The sequence below is a fragment of the Streptomyces sp. NPDC003393 genome (genome assembly GCF_053589015.1).
In genome coordinates, this window is record NZ_JBSFRB010000013.1 from 59,275 (window position 1) to 80,218 (window position 20,944).

Genomic DNA, 20,944 nt, shown 5'->3' on the forward strand with positions numbered 1-20,944 from the left:
CCGGCTGTCCCGCCCGGCGTGGACAGACCGGCTCGGCTGCCCGGCAACCGCGGAGAGACCGCGTCAGGTGGCTGCCGGACACGAGGCCGATCGTCGGCGCGTCGTCCGGGGTCCGTCGGTCCGGCCGACGTCGTCCTCACCCGGGCGCAGGCGCTGGCCCGCCGGGGACCGGCCGACGTCCTGTTCCCGGAGCCGGACGAGGAGACGGATGCGACGGTGCGCGGCGGCGCCTGCTCCTCGTCCCTCCGAGGCCGTACGCGGGCCTTCAGGCATGCCCGTGCTCGCCGGCATCCAGGCAATCGACATCAGCGAGGGCACAGTGACGGGCCGTCAGTACTTGGTGAGCAGAGTGCGTCCGGGCCCTGCTCACCGACACCACGGTGATGGTGGCGAGACCGTCGACACTGTCCTGATCCGGCCATGACGCGATCGCGGGCCGATGCCGGAACGGTTCACGACCGGGCCTCGCATCAGTAACACAAGGGACATGACGCCTCATTGACGGTGTTCCAACTCGATCATAGGCTCGCTGTCCGTCGGCTTCCGCTCGCCCCTGTGCCCCTGCTCAGGCTGCGTCCGGGCGTGTTCGTGCGCCAGGCGCCGGCCTGCACGCCACGCCGGGCCGGGGGCCGCTGCCCGGCCGGCACCACCGGAACGACCGGAACCACCCGCACCACCGGACCAACCGGAACCACCTGCACCACCCCGTAACTCGCCATTCTCGGGAGGAGCATGTGAACAGACGACGCGCGGCTGTCCGGGCCGCGTCAGCGCTCGCCATCACCCTGGCCCTGACCGGCGCGCTCACCGGCCCCGCGGCCGCCGTACCCGGCGCCGCCGCACACGCCGGGACGACAGCGGTCGCCACCGCGACCGACCCCGTCACCCACGAGCAGAACGACCGTGTCCCCGAGGGCTCGGTGTGGACCCAGCACTACTTCCCGTCCTCCGATCACTCCGGCACCGAGCTGCACGCGGACGTTCTGCTGCCCGAGGGCATGAAAGCCGGTCAGAAGGTGCCGGTCATCCTGTCGATCGGCCCGTACTTCGCGCACACCGGGCAGACCGGCCCCGAGGGCTGGACGCACACCGGGCCCTCGTCCCGCTTCCAGGACTTCGTCGAGGGAACGGACCTCTTCCGCCACGGATACGCCTTCGTCATGGCGGACCTGCGCGGCTTCGGCGGCTCCACCGGCTGCCTGGACTGGGGCGGCCCCGGCGAACAGGCCGACGTCAAGGCCGCCGTGTCCTGGGCCGCCCACCAGCCGTGGTCCACCGGGGCGGTGGGCATGTACGGCAAGTCGTACGACGCCGTCACCGGGCTCATCGGCAACGACCTCGACCAGGATGCGCTCAAGGCCGTCGTCGCGCAGGAACCCCTGTGGGACATGTACCCGTACATCTACTCCAACGGCGTGCCCCGCCCGAACGTCACCGGCACCGCCAACGCCTACAACGGCATCGCCACGATGCCCCCGATGGCGGACGACGACCCCCACTACCAGGCCAACGCCCGCTGGGAGGACACCCACCCGGAGTGCCTCACCGAGAACTCCGCCGGGTACCGGATATCCGACCGGTCCGACCCCTACTGGAAGGCCCGCGACCTGGCGAAGATGGCCCGGGGGACCGACACGCCGCTGTTCGTCACCCAGGGCTTCATCGAGAACAACACCAAGCCGGAGGAGATGCAGGAGTACCTGGACAACCACGTCGGTCCGGAGCGAGGGTGGGTCGGCCAATGGGACCACGTGCGCGGCGGCGACCGCGTCGGTGACGGCCGCCTGGCCATGGGCCGCGAGGGCTGGTACGACGAGACGCTCTCCTTCTACGGCCAGTACCTCAAGCACGTCCGGCCGAAGGTCCACTACCCCGCCTACGCAGTCGAGGACTCCACCGGCACCTGGCGCGCGCAGCGCACCTGGCCGGTCGTCGAACGGTCCGTCACCCTCCCTCTGGGCAACGGCTCCTACATCGACGACGGCGGGGCCTCCGCCCGGAAGGCCCTGGGCATCTCCGCCGCCCCGGCGCCGCGGGGGACACAGCCGTCGGGCCGATGGGACATGGAGCACGCGCCGGCCACCGACCAGCCCTCTCCCCAGGGGCTGGCCAAGGGACTGGCGAAGCTCCAGAAGAGCGGTGAGGTGACCTCGAGCTTCTTCGTGTGGTCGAAGCCGACCGCGCGGGACGTACGCGTCACCGGCACGCCGCGGATCTCCCTGACCGCAGAGGGAGAAGGCAACGTCATGCTCAAGCTGTACGACGTCGCCCCGGACGGCACCGCGGTGATGTTCGACGAGCAGGTCTCCCTGTTGCACTCGGGACGGATGAACGTCGATCTCAAGGCGACCGACTGGACCCTGCCGGCCGGGCACGTCCTCGCCGTGGAGATCGGCTCCATCCAGACCGGCTCCTGGCGCGACACGCCGTCGGGTCAGACGATCGGAGTCAAGGGCGCCCAGCTCAGGCTTGCCCTGGACGACCCGTCCGACGACGTCGCCACGCCCGGCGACCGGTCCCCGTTCCTGGACACCTACCTGCGCCAGTACACGGTGGACCTGCCGGCCGGTCCGGCGACGTTCACGGTGACACCGGGCGGTCACCTCTGACACCCAGGGCCGGCGCCGGCCGACACGACCTCCGGGAGCCCCCGGAGCCTCGGCCGGCGCCGGCCCACCGACAACCGACCACCGTGCGGTCGCGGCCCGGATGCGGCCCGGCGGTGCAAGCGCGGCCGACTCCGAGGTCTATGCCGTCGTGACCCGCAGCGGTTCGAACGTCACGACCGTCTGCGGGCCGTCGGCCCAGCGCACCCGCAACTCGCCGTCCACGCGCGTGACTTCCCTGACGGCGCCAGTGGGCTTCGCCGCATCGGCCTCCGCCCCCAGGCCGGCCAACGCGACGAACACCGCCGTCCCCCGGACGTCCGCCGACAGCCGGGGCACCCGCACCCACGGCTCGTACGCCGTGCCCCCGGGCGCACGCACCTGGTCCCACCCGTCCCAGCCGAGCAGCCCCACCAGGTCGGAGCGGAGCGTCTGCGTGGCCCACCCGGTGAGCGTCACGCGTGCCCCGTGCGGCGCCCCGACCACCCGGTGGACCCGCAGTTCGTGACGCCCACGCGCCACGGTCACGCTCTCGACGCGCAGCCCGGGCACCATCGGCGGCCCGGACACGAACACCGGCCGGTGCCAGGAGCCCGCCCAGCCCCACCCGTCGCCCTCTCCCGCGCCGAGTGGACGGATCCGCCGCCGCACACTGGGTACGCCGCCGACCTCCACGGACAGATGGTTGTCCGCGAGGTTGTCCCGGGACGTGGGGCCGGTGTGGGTGGAGTACGCCAGGCGGCCGTACAGCGGGTCGTCCTCCGCCGCGAACTCGCCCTCGTGCGGCCGGACGTCGTCGCTGCCGTGGTTGTGCAGACGCACGATCCCGTCGGCCCCGGTGGACTGCACCAGCAGTCCGGGCGCGGCCAACACGAGCACCCGGTCGGGGCCCTCGCTCGGCGCCCGCTCCTCGGTCGCCGTCCACAGCGGGTCGTCCTCCCGTGCGAGCAGCGCCACGAAGGCCTTCGACGCCCAGTACGGGGACGCGGGGCCGGAGTAGTCCTGCAACGTGGCGGCGTGCGGGCCGTGCCAGCCCAGGCTGAGGAGTCCTTCGTCCGTCACCGCGCCCCGGTCGAGGAAGTAGCGCAGGCTGCCGCTGATCAGACGGCGTGACGTGCCCGGCGACAGCGGCGTGTGACCCGTGACGGCACCCACGCCGACCGCGGCCGCCGCCGCGAACCGGTAGGTCAGCGAGCGCCCGAAGTGGATCGGCGCCCCGTCGGCACCGAAGAGGAGCGAGAAACCCGCCAGGTGCTCGCGCAGCCGCGGCCCGAACCGGCCCGACAGCGCCGTGTCGTCCGACAGATGGGCGTGGAGCAGGGGATACAGGTGCAGCGCCCAGCCGTTGTAGTGGTCGAAGGCGCGCCCGTCGCCGTCGGCGTACCAGCCGTCGCCCCGGTACCACGTCTCCATCAGGTCCAGGGCCCGTTCCGTGGCCCGCGCCGTCGCCCGGTCGCCGCGGCCGACGGACTCCAGGAACGACGCCACCGTGAACGGGAAGAGGTACCAGTTGTTCGGCGCGGGGGTGTGCGTGACGGCGCCGCGCAGCCATGCCTCGGCCCGGTCCTGCACGTCGTCGTCGAGCCGGTCCCACAGCCACGGCCGGGTCAGTGACAGACCGAGCGCCACCGACGCCGACTCGACCATCGGCTGGCCCTGCACGTGGTGGTCGAGGATCAGCGGCCATGACTCGGCATCGTCCCGGCCCGGTGTGCGGGTGCCCGCCGCGAGGCCTCCCGCGTACCGCTCCAGCCAGCCGTGCGGGTCCTTGCCACCCGCGCCCGCGACGCGGAAGCCGGCCGCCAGGAACGTACGGGCGAAGCCCTCCAGGCCGTCCGAGCGGACACCGGACCGCGAGGGTCGGCCGGGCAGGTCCAGCAGGGCGCCGCCGGGGGTCGCCCAGCGCCACGCGGCGCCGAGCAGCCCGTCGGCGACGGCCTCCCAGTGCGCGCGGGTGTAGCCGGTGTACGGGCTCAGCTCCCGGTTCTCGGCGGGCAGGTCGAAGGGGACACTCATGCGAGGAACGCCAGTCTGTCGCGCCGGACGGGATGGGCGAGTTTCTCGCCCGCCGCCCAGCGGGCCACCTCGCCGACGGCCGAGTCGGCGAGCCGTTCCCACTCACTGCCCTGCGAACCGGCGAGGTGAGGGGTGATCAACACGTTCGGGCAGTCCCACAGCGGGTGCCCGGCGGGCAGCACCTCGGGGTCCGTCACGTCGAGCACGGCCCGGATGCGGCCCGCGCGCACCACGTCGGTGAGCGCCTCCTGATCGAGGACCGCCCCGCGGGAGGTGTTGATCAGTACGGCGTTCGGCCGCATCGCGCCCAGCAGTTCACGGCTGACCAGGCCGCGGGTCGCGGGCAGCAGCGGCGTGTGGACGCTGACCAGGTCGCTGCGGGAGAAGAGGCCGGGCAGGTCCACCGGCTCCACGCCCATGTCGGCGGCCTCGGCCTCGGTGACGTACGGGTCGTGCAGCAGAACGTCGAAGTCGAAGGGGCGCAGCAGTTCGACGACGCGCCGGCCGATCATGGAGGCGGAGAGGATGCCCACCGTGCGGCGGTAGTTGCCCACCTCACCCTGTGAGGTGCGCAGCCAGTCGTCGCGTTCGCGGGTCCTCCGGTAGTCGCGGGCCCGCTCCAGTACGTGCTTGCCGTGCAGCAGGACCATGGCGAGCGTGTATTCGGCGACCGGCAGAGCATTGGCCGCGGCCGCCGACGACACCTCGACACCGCGGTCCCAGCAGGCGTCGGTGACGTGCCCGCGCACCGAGCCGGCAGCGTGCACGACGGCCTTGAGCCGGGGCGCCGCCGCGAGGACGCCGGCGTCGAGCGACGGGCACCCCCAGCCGGTGACGAGCACCTCGACGTCCGCGAGGACGTCGGTGGCGCGTGCCGTCGTCAGGTCGTCGAGGACCGGTAGTGGCGCCAGGTCGCACACGTCCCTGAGCGCGGCCAGCGCACGCGGGGTGAAGACGGCGGCGGCCGCCTCGGGCGACATGGCCAGCGCCGCGCGTGGCTTGCTCACCTGACCGCCCCCGCCGCGAGGATCCGCCTTCCGAGACCGACCGGTTCACCCATGCTGATGGCCCCCACAACCCGCTGTCCGCTCGAGCGCTTCGCCCGACGTTTCGGCGGCAGCATAACCAGGGGCGCCGGCCAGCGCTGAGTTCCCGGAGACTCTCCTTGCTCACTGCCGCCGTCCGATCGGGTGCCCGCGAGGAGACGCGTCCGCGGCCCAGCCCTTGGAGTCGCCGCATGCGACGAAGGAGCGGACTGGCTGTAGCCGGGGCCGCGGCCCTGATCTGGGGCGAGTGGTTGAACTGGCGTTGGTCTCGGGCTCTCGTGGGAAAGGCAGGTGCGAGCACAGGCGGTCCCGAGGCCGTGGTCGTGCCGGGTTACCGGAACCCGCAAGCGACGGCGAACCGCGTCAACCGCCGGCGAGTTCGTGCCGGAATCCGCTCCGTCGCCACCGACGGCGCGGCTGACACGCGCGTGATCTTCAGCGGCGGTGCGACCGGCGGCGCCGCGGAGGCCCGGTTGATGGCCGACCACGCGACGTCGGTACTCGGTTTCGACGGCACAGTGCTGCTCGAAGAGCGAAGCCGGACGACATGGGAGAACGTCACGAACGTGACTCCGCTGCTCGAAGGCGTCGACCGCATTGAGATCGCTTCTCAGCCGGCCCACGCGCTCAAGGCCCGCGCGTACCTGCGACGCCACCGCCCCGATCTCGCCAAGAGACTCGTACGCGCGGACGACTACCGATTCGGCGAGTGGATGCTCGTCAAACCGGTGCTGGCGCTGTACGGACTCCGGACGCTCCGCGGCCTCACAGCCGAGGAACGGAAGGTCGAGCTCCCGGGCCGTCTCCCCGTCGACCTGGTGCTCCGTGTCGTCGTGCAGCGACGAAAGGGCGCGGTGCGCGACGGACGCTAACGCAGTGCCGCCGTGAGGCTCCGGCCGTAGGAGTGGCGCGTGGTGACGTCGATGCGCGTGCCGCCGTGGGTCCGTCCGACCCTGACTCCGTCGTCCGCCGAGAGCGCCTTCATCGTCCGGCCGCGGAGGGTGACGGAGACCGTATCGCGTTCCGTCGTCGGGTCGGACACCGCGATCCTGGTGATGCCGTCGCGCCCCTCCTGGACGATCACCGATGCCGGGCCGTCGATCGAGAGCCGTTCGGCGTGGTGGGTGCCCGATGCGAAGACGTTGACGGCCACGATGCGCAGTCCCGTGTGGCGCACGGCCTGGATCCGGGGGGTGTTGACCAGAACGGACACCGGTCCGCGGGCGTACGACCTCAGCCGTCTCTCGGAGGCGTTGGGGACGAGGGCGTAGGCCATCGAGGTGGGTGGTGCGGAGGCCGCCTGCTCGACGCGGACGGAGAAGACCTGCTTGGTCACCGGGGTGTCGGGATTGGAGGCGCGGACCAGGCGGCGACTGCGGGTTACCGTGTCGAGCGCGACGGTGGGCCGCTGCTCGTCCAGGAAGACGTATCCGACCGCGATGCCCTGACCGGCGTCGGCGTAGCGCAGCCAGGCCAGCGGGGCCGTACCGGGGCCGGACCAGGTCTTGCCGTCCCGGAGTTCCCCGGTGAGGGTGACGACGTCCGACGGGCCGGCGATCCGGGTGTCGATGGTCGTCGTCACCGGGCGCCCCGCGGCGTCACCGACCCCCGCGGCGAGGACGACGATCTCGTCGTCGAACATGAACCACGACTTGGTGGCCTCTGCGTTGCGGTAGGCGACGAAGTCGTCGGGGAGGGCTCCGGCCTGCTTCGCGGCATACGCCGCGTCGTCGGACTGGACGAGTCCGACCGCGCCGTAGGCGCCGAGGCAAGCCCCGCCGGAGAAGCTGTCGGTGCCGCGCGGGAAGTACACGTAGGTGTTCTGCGACTCGGAGGAGGAGGTGAAGCCGCGTTCGGGATTGTCGTACCACTGAGTGCCGTACAGCTCGGGAATCGTCTTGCGGCTCTCCACGGGCGCGGTGACGCCGGCGAGGCGGTAGGGCGAGACGGCCGTGTAGTAGTCGACACCGAAGGCCTGGGTCTGGTCCTGGCCGGAGAGATAGAGGTAGTGGGCGCCGTCGCCCTGGAACCACGGCATGAGATTCTCGCCGCTCATGTACTCGTACTTGCTGATCCTGGTGGAACTGCGGGCCAGCGCGAAGGCGTAGCCGGGGCGCCGGTGGACGGTCCTGTCCATCGCGTTGAACGCCACGTTGCGTTCGGCGGGGTTGAGGTCCTTCGCCGGGATCGACGTGTCGGCGAGGAGGGCGGCGTAGCGGGCGATGCTCACCGGGGAGACGAAGCTCTTCGGGTCCAGGGTGGCCTTCGAGGTCTCCCGTATGTACTTGACGTAGCCCTTCAGGGCTGTGGCGTCGGCCCCGGTCGCGTAGCCGGAGAGGTCGACGACGGCCTCGACGACGGAGGCGACGGAGCTGTACCCGGTGGCGGTCCTCGACACCGCGCGGCCCTTGACGATCTCCATCATCCAGCCCTCGAACATCAGTGGAGCGAAGCCGTCGACGACCCAGTCCCGCACGGTGTCGACGAGGCCGCCGATGTCCTGGGCGTAGCCCGTGCCGTCGAGGATCTTGAGGGTCTGGACGACGCGGGTCAGCAGGCCCGTGCCGTAGGAGCCGGTGTAGGCCACGGAGGCGTGCTGGACGAACGAACCGTCGGCGTAGAAGCCGTCGGTGACGCCGTGCCGGAGATCGTACGGATCGACGGTGGCGAAGACGGTCAGCTGATCGGCGATGGCCTTGCCGATGCGGGCGCCGTCGTCGAGCACGGCGCCTTGCAGGATCCGGTTCGTCGTGATGTCGGCGAGGTTGGCGCCGGTGTGGAAGCGTGAGTCGAGGTCGACGTCGCCGTCCTTGCCGTTGCGCAGGTAGGCGTCCATGGCGGCGACGTAGGCGGCGGTGAGGTCGGGCCGGTGTTCCGCGAGTTGGTCCTCGAGCAGGACGAGGGTCCTGCTCACGGGGGTGGATATGCCGATCTCCCAGTTGAACCAGTTGCCGTAGTAGCCCTTCGACGGGGTGCCGTAGTAGTCGTCGTACAGCCTGGCCAGGCCGTCGACGACCCGTCTCTGGACGGTCACGTCGTCGCGGAGGCCGGAAGCCGAGCCGCCGGGTGTGCGGGTCGCGAGGGCGATCTCGTAGAGGTACTGGAACGACGTCGTCAGGTTCGTGTCACTCGTGCCCAGGGCCAGGCCCACGAAGAGTTCCCCCTGCCCGGCTGCGTCCATCGCGGCCAGCCGGGACCGTGCGGTCGCGTCGATGGACGCGAGCTTGGGGCCCACCTCGGGCCGGGCGTTGGACTCCGCGGTTCCGGCCACCATCGCGACCACGTTGCCGATCAGTGCGGCACGGTCGCCGGCCGCGTCGGCGGCGGCCGCGTCCGGCCGGTCCACGCCCCAGGCCCTCGGCGGCCGCGGCACGGCCGGCATGGTCGCCGCGGGGAACACCGACAACAGAGCACGACGTGAGAGCTGCACGGGCACGCTCCAAGGGTTCGGCCGGAAAGCGCTTGTCACATCCAAGCAACTGGAAGTCCCTGTGTCACTAGGGCCGCAGCGGATGCGGACGGCACCGTCGTGGCGTCCTCATGCGCACGGCCCGTGGCGGGTCCTCGGTCCCCGATCAACGGTGGCTGCGGTGCGCCGTCTCGGGTCCGACGACGCGCAGCAGGTCGAGGGCGTCGGTGCTCGGTGTGCCGGGCGGGGGTGTGAAGACCAGCAGCCGCTGGTCCTCGGCCGGGCTGAGGAGCGCCTCGTAGTCGAACTCGATCAGCCCCACCTCCGGGTGCCGCACCCGCAGTCGGCTCTGCCGCCGGACGGCCACTTCGTGCCGGTCCCACATCGCGGCGAACTCGTCGCTCGCCCGCCGGATCCGGGCGACGAGCGCCGCCGCCTCGGCGTCGCCGGGGCCGCGGCGCGCCACCGCCGTACGGAGGTCGGCCACGATCTGCCGGCCGCGTCGCTCATGTTCGTCCTCCGGGTACGCCTCGCGGACGAAGGGATCGGTGAACCACCGCCACACCACGTTCCGGTCGGGCTCCTGCACGGTGCACACGCAGCCGAACAGGGCTTCCGCCACGGCGTTCTGGGCCAGCAGATCGCCGAGGTCACCGAGGATCTGCGCGGGGGTGCGCGTCAGCTGGTCGAGGAGGTGCAGCAGCCCGGGACGGACATGGCTCCCCGCCCGGCGGCCTTCCGGTGGGCGGTGCCCCGCCAGCACGAACAGGTGGTCGCGCCCGTCCTCGGTGAGCCGCAGCGCGCGTGCCAGGGCGCCGAGCAACTGGGTGGAAGGCTGTGGACCGCGTGCCTGCTCCAGGCGCATCAGGTAGTCGGCGGACATCCCGGCCAGCTGGGCCACCTCCTCGCGGCGCAGCCCTGGTGTCCGTCGCCGGGGCCCGGAGGCCAGCCCGACATCGTAGGGGCGCAGCCGCTCTCGCGACCGGCGCAGGAAGTCGGCGAGTTCACGGCGGTTCAGCGCGCTCGGCATGACCCCATGATCCTGCATCGGCGGGCCATGAGGACCTGGGAACCCTGGGACCGCCGGTCCTAGGCGAAGCGGTCCGCTCCTCATCCGGGCCGGGGCGCCGCATCGTTGGCGGTGGAACACGCTCTCCCACCCTCCAGGAAAAGAGGAACCATGCCCGTGGTGACCGTCGACGGCGCTCGCATCCCCTACCGTCTGGAAGGCTCGGGTCCGGTCCTCGTGCTGGTGCACGGCTCCGGCCGGGGGTCGGTCACCTGGGAGTCGGTGCTCGGGTACTTCACCAGCCGGCACACCGTCGTCCTCCCGGACCTGTCCGGAAGCGAGCCGGCCGAGGACGACGGCGGCGAGCTGACCGTCGAGCTGCTCGCGACCCAACTGGCCGCCGTACTGGCCGATGTGGATCGCGGACCGGTGGACGTGCTGGGCTACTCGCTGGGCGCGCCCGTCGTCGCCCTGCTCGCCGCGCACCACCCGGAGCTGGTGCGCCGACTGATCACGCTCTGCGGGTGGTGCAGCCCGGAGGACCCGTACATCCGGAAACGGCCTCACCGTCTGGCGCACGCTCGCCGACGACCCGACGGCCTTCGCGCGCTACGCCATGCTGACGGCCTTCAGCCGCTCCTACCTCAACACGCTCGACCGCGAGGCCGTGGAGGAACTGGCGACCGTCATGCCACCGAGCGTGAACCTGCTCCGCCAGCTCGACGCCGACCTGAAGGTGGACATCCGCGCCGCGCTGCCCCGCATCCAGGCCCCGACCCTGGTCATCGGGTGCGCGCTGGACGCGTTGATCCCCGTCGAGCACTCGCGCGAGCTCGCGGCAGGCATCCCGCACAGCCGCTACGCCGAGCTGGAGTGCGGCCATGTGGCGCGGCTGGAGCAGCCCGCCGAACTGGCCCAGCTCGTCACCGAGTTCCTCGGCTGAGCCGGGCGGGCAGGCTCCCCGTCCGCGACGCGGTGCCGGCCGCCGGACCTAGCCGAGATTGCGCAGCACCTCGTCGATGTTGGTCCGGTACGCCCGCAGCGCCCTCAGCCCGGCGGCGTAGCGGTCGCGGTGCCGTGCGATGTCCGCCGCCTGCTTCTGCGCCCGTACGGCGTGCCAGGTCTGGGCCGTACGGAGGCGGCGCTTGCAGGCGACGTCCGCGACGGCGGTGTCCCGCTCCCGCCGCGTGTGCCGGGTGTTGCCGTCGCTGCCCCGTTGCCAGGCGTCGTCGGCGTACGCCGCGGCAGGATCGGCATAGCGCGTGAACCCTTGGTCCGCCACACAGCGGGACCACGCGGCAAAGGCCGCACGGAGGCGCGGGTCGCGTTCGACCGCCTTGCCGACCTCGACCGCCCGGCTGCTCGCGTAGAGCCAGTCCCGCTTGAGGTCGATGCCCCGCATGAGCCGTCGGTCCGCCTCGGTGACGCAGTCCGGATGGTCCGCGTACTCGGCGTTGGTCATCCGGCGCCCCTTCGGCCGCGGCACCACGGGCTTGGACGGGTCCCAGCCGTAGCCCCAGCGGCGGGCGGCGTCGGGATCGAGGACGCCGTAGTCGGTGGCGACCGCGGTGGCCACGACGGGGTCGGTGGGGTAGCGGGGGTCGAGCGGGAAGTCCGGGTGGCCGCGCCCGGCCATGCACTGCCGGACCAGCAACGCCGATGCCCGCTGCGAGCGCTGGTAGTCCTGCGAGGTGTACGTGTAGCGGTCGGCGGGGAGGGGGCCGAGGTCCGACGCCGCGGCGACCGCCCCCGGGGGTTGCGGGCCGGAGGCACAGAGCGCCGCCAGTACCGCCACCCCGGCTGTGATACCGAGCCGCCGTCTCCGCCTCCCCATGACCAGGGATGTTAGCGGGCGGCGTGCACACGGTCGGCCGCGGCCCCACGCATGATCCATAGACAGTGTCTACGGCTCCTGGTAGACACTGCCCATGGAACGTCGAGGGGACTGTGGAGACATGAGCGGCCATCAGCACACCGACACTTTCAAAGCTCCCATCGACGACCGGTACTTCGAGGACTACACGGCCGGCGCGACGTACGAGTTCGGCAGCATCGCCGTCACCCAGGAGGAGATCATCGGCTTCGCCTCCCAGTACGACCCTCAGTCCTTCCACGTCGATCCCGTCGCGGCGGAGCGGGGGCCGTTCGGTGGGCTGGTCGCCAGTGGGTGGCACACCGTCGCCCTGATGATGCAGTTGTTCGCCGGGCACTACCTGTCGACGGTCGCGAGTCTCGGCAGTCCGGGCGTGGACGAACTGCGCTGGCTCAAGCCCGTGCACCCCGGCGACCGGCTGCGCCTGCGCCTGCACACCCTCGACACCCGCCTCTCCCGCTCCGACCCGCGGCGCGGCATCGTCCGCACCCTCGCCGAACTCCTCGACCAGGGAGGCGAGCCGGTGCTGCGGGTCACGGTCGTGAACCTGCTGCGCACCCGCGCCGGGGCATGACCGGCGGGACGGCACAACTGCTCCTAGGCGCCGTCGTGACGGTGGGCGCCTGTGTGCAGTGGCTGACCGGCATGGGCTTCGCACTCGTGGCCGTGCCCGCGCTCGTGCTGCTGCTCGGCCCGTCCGCCGGCGTCGCACTGGCCAACTGTGCGTGCGGAGCCATCAGCGCCGTCGGGCTCGTCGGCGGCTGGAGGAGAGTGCGGCTCGACGCGATGGGGCCGTTGGTCGCCGCGTCCGCGTGTGCCGTCCCCGCCGGGACCTGGGTGGCCGCCCGACTTCCGCACCCCGTGCTGTTCGTCGCGATGGGCCTCCTGGTGACCCTGGCCGTGCTCCTGGTGATGCGCGGCTGGCGCGTGTCCGCCCTGACCGGTACCCGAGGGGCGGTGGCCGCGGGCGCGGCGGGCGGATTCATGAACGCCGCGGCGGGACTGGGCGGCCCGCCGCTCTCCCTCTACGCGCTGAACGCCGGCTGGACCGTCCATGAGTTCGTGCCGAACGCGCAGTTCTACGGCATCGTCGTGAACATCTTCTCCATAGCGGCCAATGGGATCCCGCGGCTGGGCTCGACGGGGTGGACGACGGCGCTCGTCGCGATGGCGATGGGCGCGGTCGCCGGCCGAGTGCTCGCCGAGCACGTGCCGGAGGGCCGGGCCCGGCAGCTCGTCCTGCTGCTCGCGCTGGCCGGCGGACTGACGAGTCTGGCCAAGGGCCTCGGCGTGCTGTGAGTCCGCCGACCCGGTGCACTACGGCACCGGAACACCACCGACGCGGCACCGCGCCGCCGGCACCACTGTGCCGATGCTGGTGGCGAGCGTGCACCGGCATGAGGAGGGCGTCGCGGCCGACGGCGTCGAGGAAGGCTGTGCTGAGCGCGTCGGCGTGCGGGCGGGTGTAGGCGGCCAGTGCGCGGCGCAGCGGTGGGTCGGGCCACAGGATGCGCCCGTCGAAGCGGGGCGGGACCAGGTTCGCGGGGACGAGGGCCGGGCCGAGGCCGGCGGCGAGCAGGGGGGCCGCACCTGGGAGGACGGGCGCCGTCCCTGAACCCATGCTCGGCGCAGCGCGCCCGCCACGGTCGGACCAGCCGGCCCTGCGTCCGCAAGGGGACGCCTCGCGCGTTCTGGTGCCGGGACGGACGAGCCCGGCGCGCGGTCAGAACCAGTGCAGGCAGTGTGGCGAGCGTTCGGCGCGGAACAGGGCGTCGGCGAGGGCGGCCACGCCCGGACGGTGGGCCCGGACGTGTCCGGCTCGCACGAGCGTGCTCGGCGCGGTGCCGCCGAGGTACACCGAGCCCACGGCGCTCACATCCAGGGACAGGTCGGGCTCCCGGCCCGTGGGAACGCAGCCGGCCTTGCCGTTCCGCACGGTCAGCAGGTAGCGGGCGTGCTCGCCGAGGAACGGGTCGTCGACGTCGAGGACGAGCGTCAGCGTTCGATGCTGTCGAGCGCCGTCAGCAGCCGGTCGATGTCGTCGGCGCAGCTGTAGGGCGCCAGCCCCACGCGCACCGCGCCCTCGCTGCCGAGCCCGAGCCGCCGGGAGGCCTCCACCGCGTAGAAGGATCCGGCCGGTGCGTCGACGCCGTGCGCCGCCAGGTGCCGGGAGACATCGGACGAGCTGTGGCCGCGCACGGTGAACAGCTGCGTCGGGGTGCGTCGCGCGGCCCGGGAGTACACGGTGATCCCGTCCAGCTCCGCAAGCCCTCCCTCCAGGCGCTCCCGCAGGGCGTCCTCATGGGACCCGATCACCGTGAACGCCGCCAGCAGGCGTTCCCGGCGGGTACCGGCCGCGTCCGGCGCCAGGCCGGCGAGGAGGTCCACGGCGGCCCGTGCGCCGGCCAGCAACTCGTACGGCAGGGTGCCCAGCTCGAAGCGCTCCGGGACGGCGTCGGTGGACGGGAGCAGCTTGTCCGGCTGCAGCGTCTCCAGCAGTGCGGGCCGGCTCGCCAGCACGCCCAGGTGCGGACCCATGAACTTGTACGGTGAGCAGACCAGCGTGTCGGCACCGAGGCCGGCCAGATCGATGGCGGCGTGCGCGGCGTAGTGCACCGCGTCGACATGAACCAGCGCACCGCTCCGGTGGGCCAGGTCGGCGATGGCGGGCACGTCCGGCCGGGTCCCGATGAGGTTGGACGCCGCGGTGACGGCGACCAGCCGGGTCCGTGGCGACAGCACCGACGCCACCTGCCCCGGGTGCAGCTCGCCCGTGGCCGGGTCGAAGTCCGCCCAGCGGACCGCGGCACCGGCGCTCTCCGCCGCCTGTGTCCACGGACGTATGTTCGCGTCGTGGTCGAGTCGCGTGACCACCACCTCGTCGCCCGGACCCCAGTCCTTGGCGAGCGCGCGCGACAGATCGTACGTGAGCTGGGTGGCGCTGCGGCCGAACACGATGCCCCGCGGCTCGACACCGAGCAGGTCGGCCAGGGCCTGCCGGGCGCCGGTGACGATGGCTTCGGCGTTGCGCTCGCCCTCGTTGGTCCGCCCCCTGTTGGCCAGCGGGCTCGCCAGCGCGTCGGCGATCGCGTCGATGACCGGCTGGGGCATCTGGGTGCCTCCCGGGGCGTCGAAGCGTGCCGAGTGGGACTTCAGGGCGGGGATCCGCGCGCGGAGAGCGTCGACGTCAAGGGCCATGTGGACTCCGGAGAAAAGCGGTGGCAGCGGGGGAGCGGAGGCGGTCCGACCGGCCACACCCGTGACCGTGCCGGAGCCTCGCGTCGCATCATCGCAGCACCCGGGACGCGGCGCGCACGGGGCCGCCGGTAGCCGCGGCTGACGGTGCCGCAGCCGGCGGCGGGCACCTCGCCGACGCCGAACGCTTCACCGTCACGGCGCTGGGCAGCGGGTGACCGTAGGCCAGTCCTCCCCGTGTTCGACGGGCAGCGTCACCGCCTGCCGGTCCGATGAGCTGGCCCGGCTTCACCCCTGTGCCGGATATTTACCGATATGGTGCGTTGCATGGTCTGGACTGGGTGGATGCGGCTTCCTCGCCCTCTCCGCAGGCGGTGGGACGCCGCCCTGCTCTCGCCGGTGATCTATACCGTGGTCGTCACCAGCCTGGCGTTCGCCACGCCGAGGAAGGTCTCCTTCAGCCGCCTGTTGACCGCCGCACCTGCCCTGGCTGCCTCCACCTGGCCGGCACTCCCCACCGTCGTGCTCGGCGGCGTCTGCGTCCTGATCATGGTCGGGTTGAGCCTTGTCTACCCCGATCTGGGCACCTGGTTCACCGTGGGCGCCATCGCCGCCGTCACCGTGGCCGCCGCATACTCATGCCGTGTCCGACTCCAGCGCGAACAGGTCCTGGTCCAGCTCCGCCTCGTCGCCGACGCGGCGGAGAAGGTCGTTCTGCGCCCTCTGCCGCGCCGGGTCGGGAGCATCGAGGTCGAGTCGATGTACGTCGCGGCCGCCGCGCAGGCGCACATCGGCGGGGACTTCTACGAAGCCCTCGCCACTCCGCACGGTGTGCGACTGGTCCTCGGCGACGTACGCGGCAAGGGCCTGCCGGCGGTAGGAGCCGCGGCGGCGGTGGTCAACTGCTTCCGGGAGGCCGCGTACGACGAGCCGAGCCTGGAGGGCATCGCTCGCCGCCTGGACGCCAGCAGCACCCGCCACAGCTGTACGTTCCCCGGCGAGGACTCACTGGAGCAGTTCATCACCGTGGTGCTCGCCGAGTTCCCGTACCAGGCCGGCCACATCAAAATCCTCAACTGCGGTCATCCTCCTCCACTCCTCCTGCACCACGGCGAGCTCCTCGTCCTGGACCCCTCCGCCGCCTCACCGGGCCTCAACCTCGCGGAACTCCTCGGACCCTGCTACACCACGGACACGATCACCTGCGCCCCCGGTGACCAGTTGCTCTTCTACACCGACGGCGTCATCGAGAGCCGGAACCCCAGAGGCGAGTACTTCTCCCTGCAGGACTGGATGCGCCGGCAGAACCCGGTCGGACCCGAGGCACTGCTCCACAGGCTTCATCGGGACCTCCTCCAGCACAGCGGTGGCGGACTCGACGATGACGTGGCGGCCCTGGCCGTACGCATCTCCGACAGCTCAAGGGCTTCCTGAGACCGGACGGCCCGTGGGCAGGGCACGCGATCTCGTGGTGTGATCCAGGGCACGCGAACGGCGGCGTGGCCAGGCGCCGGCACCGTGAGGGGCGGTGGCGGTCACGGCTTGAGGAGGGTCTTGATGGCGCGACGTTCGTCCATGGCCCGGTAGCCTTCGGCGACCTGTTCGAGGGGGAGGGTGAGGTCGAAGACCTTGCCGGGGTCGATCCGGCCGCTCAGGACGCGCTCGATGAGGTCGGGCAGGTAGCGGCGTACGGGGGCGGGGCCGCCGCGCAGGCCGACGTGGGAGAAGAACAGTTCCCGGGCGTCGATGGCGACCTCGTGGGGCACGCCCACGAAGCCGACGTTTCCTCCCGGGCGTGCGGAGCGCAGGGCCTGCCGCATGGCCTGCGCGGTGCCCACGCACTCGAGGACGGAGTCGGCGCCGATGCCGCCGGTCATCTCCTGGATCCGGGCCACGCCCTCATCGCCGCGCTCGGTGACGATGTCGGTGGCACCGAACGCGCGGGCGAGCTCCCGCCTGGGTTCGTGCCGGCTCATCGCGATGATCCGTTCCGCGCCCATCTCCCGGGCCGCGATCACCCCGCACAGGCCGACCGCGCCGTCACCGACCACCACGGCGGTGGAGCCGGGCCGGACGCCGGCGGCGTCGGCGGCGTACCAGCCGGTGCCCATCACGTCGGAGGCGGTCAGCAGAGCGGGCCACGACTCCTCGCCGGGCACCTGATCGGTGGCGACGAGGGTGCCCTGCGCGTGGGGGATGCGCACGTACTCGGCCTGGCAGGTGCTCATGAACTCGCCCCGCAGGCAGCTGGACTGCCAGCCGTTGCGGCAGTTCGCGCAGGTGTTGTCGGAGGTGGCGAAGGAGCCGACGACGAACTGACCCGAGTCGATCCCGGTGACCTCGGCCCCGACCTCCTCCACCACACCGACGTACTCGTGGCCGATCGGTCGCGCGTCACCGACCGGCTCCACGCCCCGGTAGAACCACAGGTCGGAGCCGCACACACAGGTCACGGCGGTACGGATGACCGCGTCGGTCGGGTGGAGGATCCGGGGGTCGTCGAGCGTCTCGAAGCGCACATCACGGGGGGCGTGGATCACTGCTCCGCGCATGAGGGGTCGTTCCTTACTGACAGAGAGGAGCGGGACGTACAGACAGGGCCCGCCGGGCTGCGGGCGCCCGCCCGTGTGCGGCGGTGCCGGGGCCCGGGCGGCCGAAAGGCCACCTCTTCCAGACAACCGCTCTTTCGCGCGGGCTGCGAGTCACCAGCAGGAGGACTTGGTCCCGAGCCGGTGGCCACCCGGCCCGTCGGGACGTCCTGGCTGCTCGAGACGTCCGGGTGGCCGGAGCTTCAGCCCCGGCCGGGTGCGGAGGCGGCGGCCACGAAGAACGGGATGGCGATGAGCAAGCGATCGGCCTCGGCGCGCCGGCGCTGTTCGGCGAGCCACCGGTCGGCCTGGTCACCGCTCACGGCGCCGCTCGCGCGGGCCTGGCCGGCGAGCCTGGTGAGCAGCGCCAGCATCGCGGACTCGGTGAACACGACGGTGTGCGCCTCGACCATGACGCCCTCGAAGCCGTGGTCCAGGAGCAGGTTGCGGTACTGACGGGCGGCGCGAGGTGAGCCCAGGAGTTCGGCACGGGCGTGCACGATCGTGCGGGTGAGGGCCGTGTCGTCGGAGTCGATCACGAGCGCGTCCCAGTCCTGCCCGACCAGCACGATCCTGCCGCCCGGACGGAGGACGCGCCGCGCCTCCGTCAGTGCGCGCCCCGGCTCCGCAAGCATGTGCAGGACCTTGTCGGCGCGGTAGCCCTGCACACTTCGGTCGGCGAACGGCAGGTCCTCCGCGCCCGCCTCCCGGAACTCGGCCGCGGGCCACCGTTCCCGGGCGGCGGACAGCATCCACCGGTCGGGGTCCACGCCGATCGCTCGGACCCCGCGTTCGGCCAGCTCCGCGACCGCCCGTCCGGCGCCGCATCCCACGTCCACGACGGTCGAGCCCGGGACGGGACAGAGCAGTTCGTAGGAGCGAGCGCGCAGCCGGGAGGCGCTCGGCATCCGGTCCGCCGCATCGAGGAGGGACAGCAGGGCCTTGGTGTCGCGGTGCTCTTCCACCGCTTCCTGGTTCTTGGACATGGACGTCAGGCTGCGACTTAATGTCAACATGAAGTCAAGCGGAGACAGCGGCGCCGACGCGATGGGCATCGGCGTCCTCGCGGCGCGGTTCGGCCTGGCCACGCACGTCCTGCGGCACTGGGAGTCGATGGGCCTGCTGCACCCCGGACGGGACGCGGGCGGGCGCCGCCGCTACGGCGCCGACGACCTCACCCGCGTGGCGGTGATCCTCCTCTGCAAGCATGCCGGCCTCGGCCTGGACACCATCAGGAGCCTGTTCGCCACCGCCGACCGCGCCGGCCGACACGCGATCCTGCGTCACGAGGCCGAGGAGCTCCGATCGAGAATCGCGGCGGCCCAGGCTTCACTGGCGTTCATCGAGGGCGGCCTGAACTGCGAGCACGAGGACTTCACCCGGTGCCCGAACTACCGGCGGCTCGTCGCCGAACGGATCAGTCCCGGCGTGCCGGCACCCGAGCGGACGCCGGGCGGTGAGCCGCACATTGCGCCCACTCCCATAGCGCCTTGACATCGTCCCCGGCGTTCCGCCCCCTTGCCGGGAGGACGACCGGACCGTCCGACGGGCCGCGCGCGTCAGCCGGGCACGCCTTCGCGAACCTCCACGGTGTCCAACCTGACCAAGTGGCGGGCGATCGCGGCGAGCACGGCTTCGGGGTCGACAGGGCCGGTCGCGGCCCAGCAGACGTAGCCGTCGGGGCGGATCAGCAGCACGTCGGCGCCCAGCGGCTCCGCGCCCGGGGCGTACCGGGCCCGGGCGGTGTCGACCCGCTCCGGCAACCGCAGTCCGCGCGGTACTGCCCCCGCCAGATCGAGCAGCACGGCGTGCCCCTCGAGGAACAGCGCCGGAAGCCGTACGGGACGGTCGCCGTCCGCGGTGACCAGCTCCACGTCCGGGACACGCCGCCCGGTCAGCGGGTGCCGGCCGGAGTCGTCTGCGTCGCCGAGGAACGGGTAGGCCAGTGCCAGGCCGGACACCAGGCCGGCCAGGTGCCGGTTGGTGTCGGGCAACCGCAGCAGGTCGACGACGATGTCACGCAGCGCGGCCACGTCCTCGCTCGCGTTCGGATCGGCGAGAACCCGCTGTGCCGAGGTGTGGTGCAGGACCTGCGCGGCGACCGGGTGCCGTTCGGTGTGGTAGCTGTCCAGCAGGCCCTCGGGGGCGCGGTCCTGGACGGTCGCGGCCAGCTTCCAGCCGAGGTTGAACGCGTCCTGGATGCCGAGGTTGAGTCCCTGGCCGCCGAGCGGCGGGTGGATGTGCGCGGCGTCGCCGGCGAACAGCACACGGCCCTGGCGGTACTGCTCCACCTGGCGGGTGGCATCCGTGAACCGTGAGGAGTTCTTCACCTCGGCGAGCACCGTCTCCGGTCCGTACAGCGCCTCCAGCGCCATGGCGATCTCCTCCCGGGAGACGGCGGTGTCGCGGTCCACGGCCCCCTCGCCGACCGGACCGAAGGTGAACCTGTACCGGTCCGCGCCCATCGGGACCGTCATCGCCCAGTAGCCGCCCGCCTGGCGCATCATCGTGTGCATCTGTCCGACCTCGCGCGGCACCAGCTCCGACACCGAGGACAGCCGCACGTCGGCCAGTACCCCCGGGCGGGTGCCCGGCCGCCCGGGGAAGGGCATCCCGACCAGCCTGCGTACCGTGCTGTGCCCGCCGTCGCACGCCACCAGCCAACCCGCGCGCACCTGGCGCTCGTCCGCCGTGCGCACGGTGACCCCGTCGGCGTCCTGTGTGACCGCCGTGACCGGCACGCCGCGCAGCACCCGCGCGCCGAGCGCGGTCGCGCGTTCCTCCAGCACCTCCTCGATCTCCCACTGGGGCAGCCCGAGCGGGTAGGGGTGCCGTGTCCTCCAGGAGGAGCAGTTCAGCGGCACCGGCAGTGTCGCGAAGTGCCCGCCGACCGCGCCGTGAGCCGGAGCCCGTTCCTCCAAGGGTTCCAGCAACCCGCGCATCTCCAGCAGTTCGGCCGTGCGCGGCTGGACACCGCCGCCCTTCACCTGCTCGACGCGCTGCGCCAGCTGCTCCAGGACCAGCGTGTCCACACCCGCCTGCGCCAGTTCGCAGGCCAGCATCAGCCCGGTCGGGCCACCCCCGACGACCACGACCTCAGCCTCGACCAGGGTCTCGGCAGCTCTCTCCACCACGGCGCACTCTCCTCTTCCTCGCCTGAGTGCAAATGTATACCAGGTGCAGAAATGCACCGGGGCTGGCT

The 20,944-nt window shown here is 72.2% G+C and carries 16 protein-coding genes and 3 pseudogenes; 9 read left to right on the top strand and 10 right to left on the bottom strand.

Translation table 11 applies throughout. The features are described from left to right. Window positions 1–734 precede the first annotated feature (734 nt). Window positions 735–2,609 (top strand): CocE/NonD family hydrolase, encoded by a 1,875-nt coding sequence (locus ACWDUZ_RS15595; RefSeq protein WP_451632337.1) that lies wholly within the window; start codon window positions 735–737, stop codon window positions 2,607–2,609. Window positions 2,610–2,747: 138 nt separating this feature from the next. Here the strand turns inward: ACWDUZ_RS15595 and ACWDUZ_RS15600 are convergent, their stop codons facing one another. Together ACWDUZ_RS15600 and ACWDUZ_RS15605 are read right to left on the bottom strand one after the other, a co-directional pair. Continuing rightward, window positions 2,748–4,622, bottom strand: a complete 1,875-nt coding sequence (locus ACWDUZ_RS15600) for a DUF2264 domain-containing protein (protein ID WP_451632338.1) — start codon at window positions 4,620–4,622, stop codon at window positions 2,748–2,750. Further along, a complete protein-coding gene (locus ACWDUZ_RS15605) occupies window positions 4,619–5,602 on the bottom strand; it encodes a hydroxyacid dehydrogenase (RefSeq protein WP_451632427.1) in 984 nt (327 codons plus the stop codon). Before ACWDUZ_RS15605 ends, ACWDUZ_RS15600 begins: the two co-directional genes overlap by 4 nt. 257 nt (window positions 5,603–5,859) lie before the next feature. On the opposite strand from ACWDUZ_RS15605, the pseudogene ACWDUZ_RS15610 reads away from it, so the two are divergent. Continuing rightward, a pseudogene (locus tag ACWDUZ_RS15610) lies at window positions 5,860–6,456 on the top strand (ElyC/SanA/YdcF family protein); the annotation flags it as partial. 80 nt (window positions 6,457–6,536) lie between these two features. On the opposite strand, the gene ACWDUZ_RS15615 reads toward ACWDUZ_RS15610, so the two are convergent. Together ACWDUZ_RS15615 and ACWDUZ_RS15620 are read right to left on the bottom strand one after the other, a co-directional pair. After that, the gene (locus tag ACWDUZ_RS15615) at window positions 6,537–9,098 is read right to left on the bottom strand and encodes a polysaccharide lyase family 8 super-sandwich domain-containing protein (protein ID WP_451632339.1); all 2,562 of its coding nucleotides are present in this window, start codon (window positions 9,096–9,098) and stop codon (window positions 6,537–6,539) included. A 145-nt stretch (window positions 9,099–9,243) separates the two neighbouring features. Then, window positions 9,244–10,107: a helix-turn-helix transcriptional regulator gene (locus ACWDUZ_RS15620; protein WP_451632340.1), complete on the bottom strand. Its 864-nt coding sequence runs from the start codon at window positions 10,105–10,107 to the stop codon at window positions 9,244–9,246. 150 nt (window positions 10,108–10,257) lie between these two features. Between ACWDUZ_RS15620 and ACWDUZ_RS15625 the strand changes: the two are divergent. Further along, window positions 10,258–10,605: pseudogene (locus ACWDUZ_RS15625) on the top strand (alpha/beta fold hydrolase); the annotation flags it as partial. Between the two features lie 97 nt (window positions 10,606–10,702). Next, entirely contained in the window at window positions 10,703–11,029 is a 327-nt protein-coding gene (locus ACWDUZ_RS15630; RefSeq protein ID WP_451632341.1) for an alpha/beta fold hydrolase, read from the top strand. Between the two features lie 48 nt (window positions 11,030–11,077). Here the strand turns inward: ACWDUZ_RS15630 and ACWDUZ_RS15635 are convergent, their stop codons facing one another. Then, window positions 11,078–11,881 carry a hypothetical protein gene (locus ACWDUZ_RS15635; protein WP_451632342.1) on the bottom strand — a complete coding sequence of 268 codons (804 nt, stop codon included), beginning with the start codon at window positions 11,879–11,881 and terminating at the stop codon, window positions 11,078–11,080. A 160-nt stretch (window positions 11,882–12,041) separates the two neighbouring features. Here ACWDUZ_RS15635 and ACWDUZ_RS15640 point away from each other — a divergent pair, with 160 nt between their 5' ends. Genes ACWDUZ_RS15640 through ACWDUZ_RS15650 form a run of 3 tightly spaced genes read left to right on the top strand, consistent with a single transcriptional unit; the run spans window position 12,042 to window position 13,574 of the window. After that, window positions 12,042–12,533: a MaoC family dehydratase gene (locus ACWDUZ_RS15640; RefSeq protein WP_451632343.1), complete on the top strand. Its 492-nt coding sequence runs from the start codon at window positions 12,042–12,044 to the stop codon at window positions 12,531–12,533. Further along, a complete protein-coding gene (locus tag ACWDUZ_RS15645; protein ID WP_451632344.1) occupies window positions 12,530–13,258 on the top strand; it encodes a TSUP family transporter in 729 nt (242 codons plus the stop codon). Before ACWDUZ_RS15640 ends, ACWDUZ_RS15645 begins: the two co-directional genes overlap by 4 nt. A 13-nt stretch (window positions 13,259–13,271) precedes the next feature. Further along, on the top strand, window positions 13,272–13,574 hold the full coding sequence (locus tag ACWDUZ_RS15650) for a hypothetical protein (protein ID WP_451632345.1): 303 nt from the start codon (window positions 13,272–13,274) through the stop codon (window positions 13,572–13,574). Between the two features lie 108 nt (window positions 13,575–13,682). Here ACWDUZ_RS15650 and ACWDUZ_RS15655 read toward each other — a convergent pair. Continuing rightward, window positions 13,683–13,952, bottom strand: a pseudogene (locus ACWDUZ_RS15655) (sterol carrier protein domain-containing protein); the annotation flags it as partial. A 2-nt stretch (window positions 13,953–13,954) separates the two neighbouring features. Next, window positions 13,955–15,157 carry a cysteine desulfurase-like protein gene (locus tag ACWDUZ_RS15660; protein ID WP_451632346.1) on the bottom strand — a complete coding sequence of 401 codons (1,203 nt, stop codon included), beginning with the start codon at window positions 15,155–15,157 and terminating at the stop codon, window positions 13,955–13,957. 324 nt (window positions 15,158–15,481) lie between these two features. On the opposite strand from ACWDUZ_RS15660, the gene ACWDUZ_RS15665 reads away from it, so the two are divergent. Further along, window positions 15,482–16,588: a PP2C family protein-serine/threonine phosphatase gene (locus tag ACWDUZ_RS15665; RefSeq protein WP_451632347.1), complete on the top strand. Its 1,107-nt coding sequence runs from the start codon at window positions 15,482–15,484 to the stop codon at window positions 16,586–16,588. Window positions 16,589–16,689: 101 nt separating this feature from the next. Here the strand turns inward: ACWDUZ_RS15665 and ACWDUZ_RS15670 are convergent, their stop codons facing one another. Continuing rightward, the gene (locus tag ACWDUZ_RS15670; protein WP_451632348.1) at window positions 16,690–17,706 is read right to left on the bottom strand and encodes a zinc-dependent alcohol dehydrogenase family protein; all 1,017 of its coding nucleotides are present in this window, start codon (window positions 17,704–17,706) and stop codon (window positions 16,690–16,692) included. Window positions 17,707–17,945: 239 nt separating this feature from the next. Then, window positions 17,946–18,728 (bottom strand): methyltransferase domain-containing protein, encoded by a 783-nt coding sequence (locus ACWDUZ_RS15675; protein ID WP_451632349.1) that lies wholly within the window; start codon window positions 18,726–18,728, stop codon window positions 17,946–17,948. Between the two features lie 28 nt (window positions 18,729–18,756). Between ACWDUZ_RS15675 and ACWDUZ_RS15680 the strand changes: the two genes are divergently transcribed. Then, complete coding sequence (locus ACWDUZ_RS15680) at window positions 18,757–19,236, top strand: MerR family transcriptional regulator (RefSeq protein ID WP_451632350.1); 480 nt, start codon at window positions 18,757–18,759, stop codon at window positions 19,234–19,236. Between the two features lie 65 nt (window positions 19,237–19,301). Here ACWDUZ_RS15680 and ACWDUZ_RS15685 read toward each other — a convergent pair whose 3' ends face one another. Beyond that, window positions 19,302–20,873, bottom strand: coding sequence for an FAD-dependent monooxygenase (locus tag ACWDUZ_RS15685; RefSeq protein ID WP_451632428.1), 1,572 nt, complete (start codon window positions 20,871–20,873; stop codon window positions 19,302–19,304). Window positions 20,874–20,944: the final 71 nt, after the last annotated feature.

Coding starts and splice junctions, on each gene's coding strand:
- ACWDUZ_RS15600 (WP_451632338.1), bottom strand. CDS start 4,622: ATGAGTGTCCCCTTCGACCTGCCCGCCGAGAACCGGGAGCTGAGCCCG.
- ACWDUZ_RS15605 (WP_451632427.1), bottom strand. CDS start 5,602: ATGTCGCCCGAGGCGGCCGCCGCCGTCTTCACCCCGCGTGCGCTGGCC.
- ACWDUZ_RS15620 (WP_451632340.1), bottom strand. CDS start 10,107: ATGCCGAGCGCGCTGAACCGCCGTGAACTCGCCGACTTCCTGCGCCGG.
- ACWDUZ_RS15630 (WP_451632341.1), top strand. CDS start 10,703: ATGCTGACGGCCTTCAGCCGCTCCTACCTCAACACGCTCGACCGCGAG.
- ACWDUZ_RS15640 (WP_451632343.1), top strand. CDS start 12,042: ATGAGCGGCCATCAGCACACCGACACTTTCAAAGCTCCCATCGACGAC.
- ACWDUZ_RS15645 (WP_451632344.1), top strand. CDS start 12,530: ATGACCGGCGGGACGGCACAACTGCTCCTAGGCGCCGTCGTGACGGTG.
- ACWDUZ_RS15660 (WP_451632346.1), bottom strand. CDS start 15,157: ATGGCCCTTGACGTCGACGCTCTCCGCGCGCGGATCCCCGCCCTGAAG.
- ACWDUZ_RS15665 (WP_451632347.1), top strand. CDS start 15,482: ATGGTCTGGACTGGGTGGATGCGGCTTCCTCGCCCTCTCCGCAGGCGG.
- ACWDUZ_RS15670 (WP_451632348.1), bottom strand. CDS start 17,706: ATGCGCGGAGCAGTGATCCACGCCCCCCGTGATGTGCGCTTCGAGACG.
- ACWDUZ_RS15675 (WP_451632349.1), bottom strand. CDS start 18,728: ATGTCCAAGAACCAGGAAGCGGTGGAAGAGCACCGCGACACCAAGGCC.
- ACWDUZ_RS15680 (WP_451632350.1), top strand. CDS start 18,757: ATGAAGTCAAGCGGAGACAGCGGCGCCGACGCGATGGGCATCGGCGTC.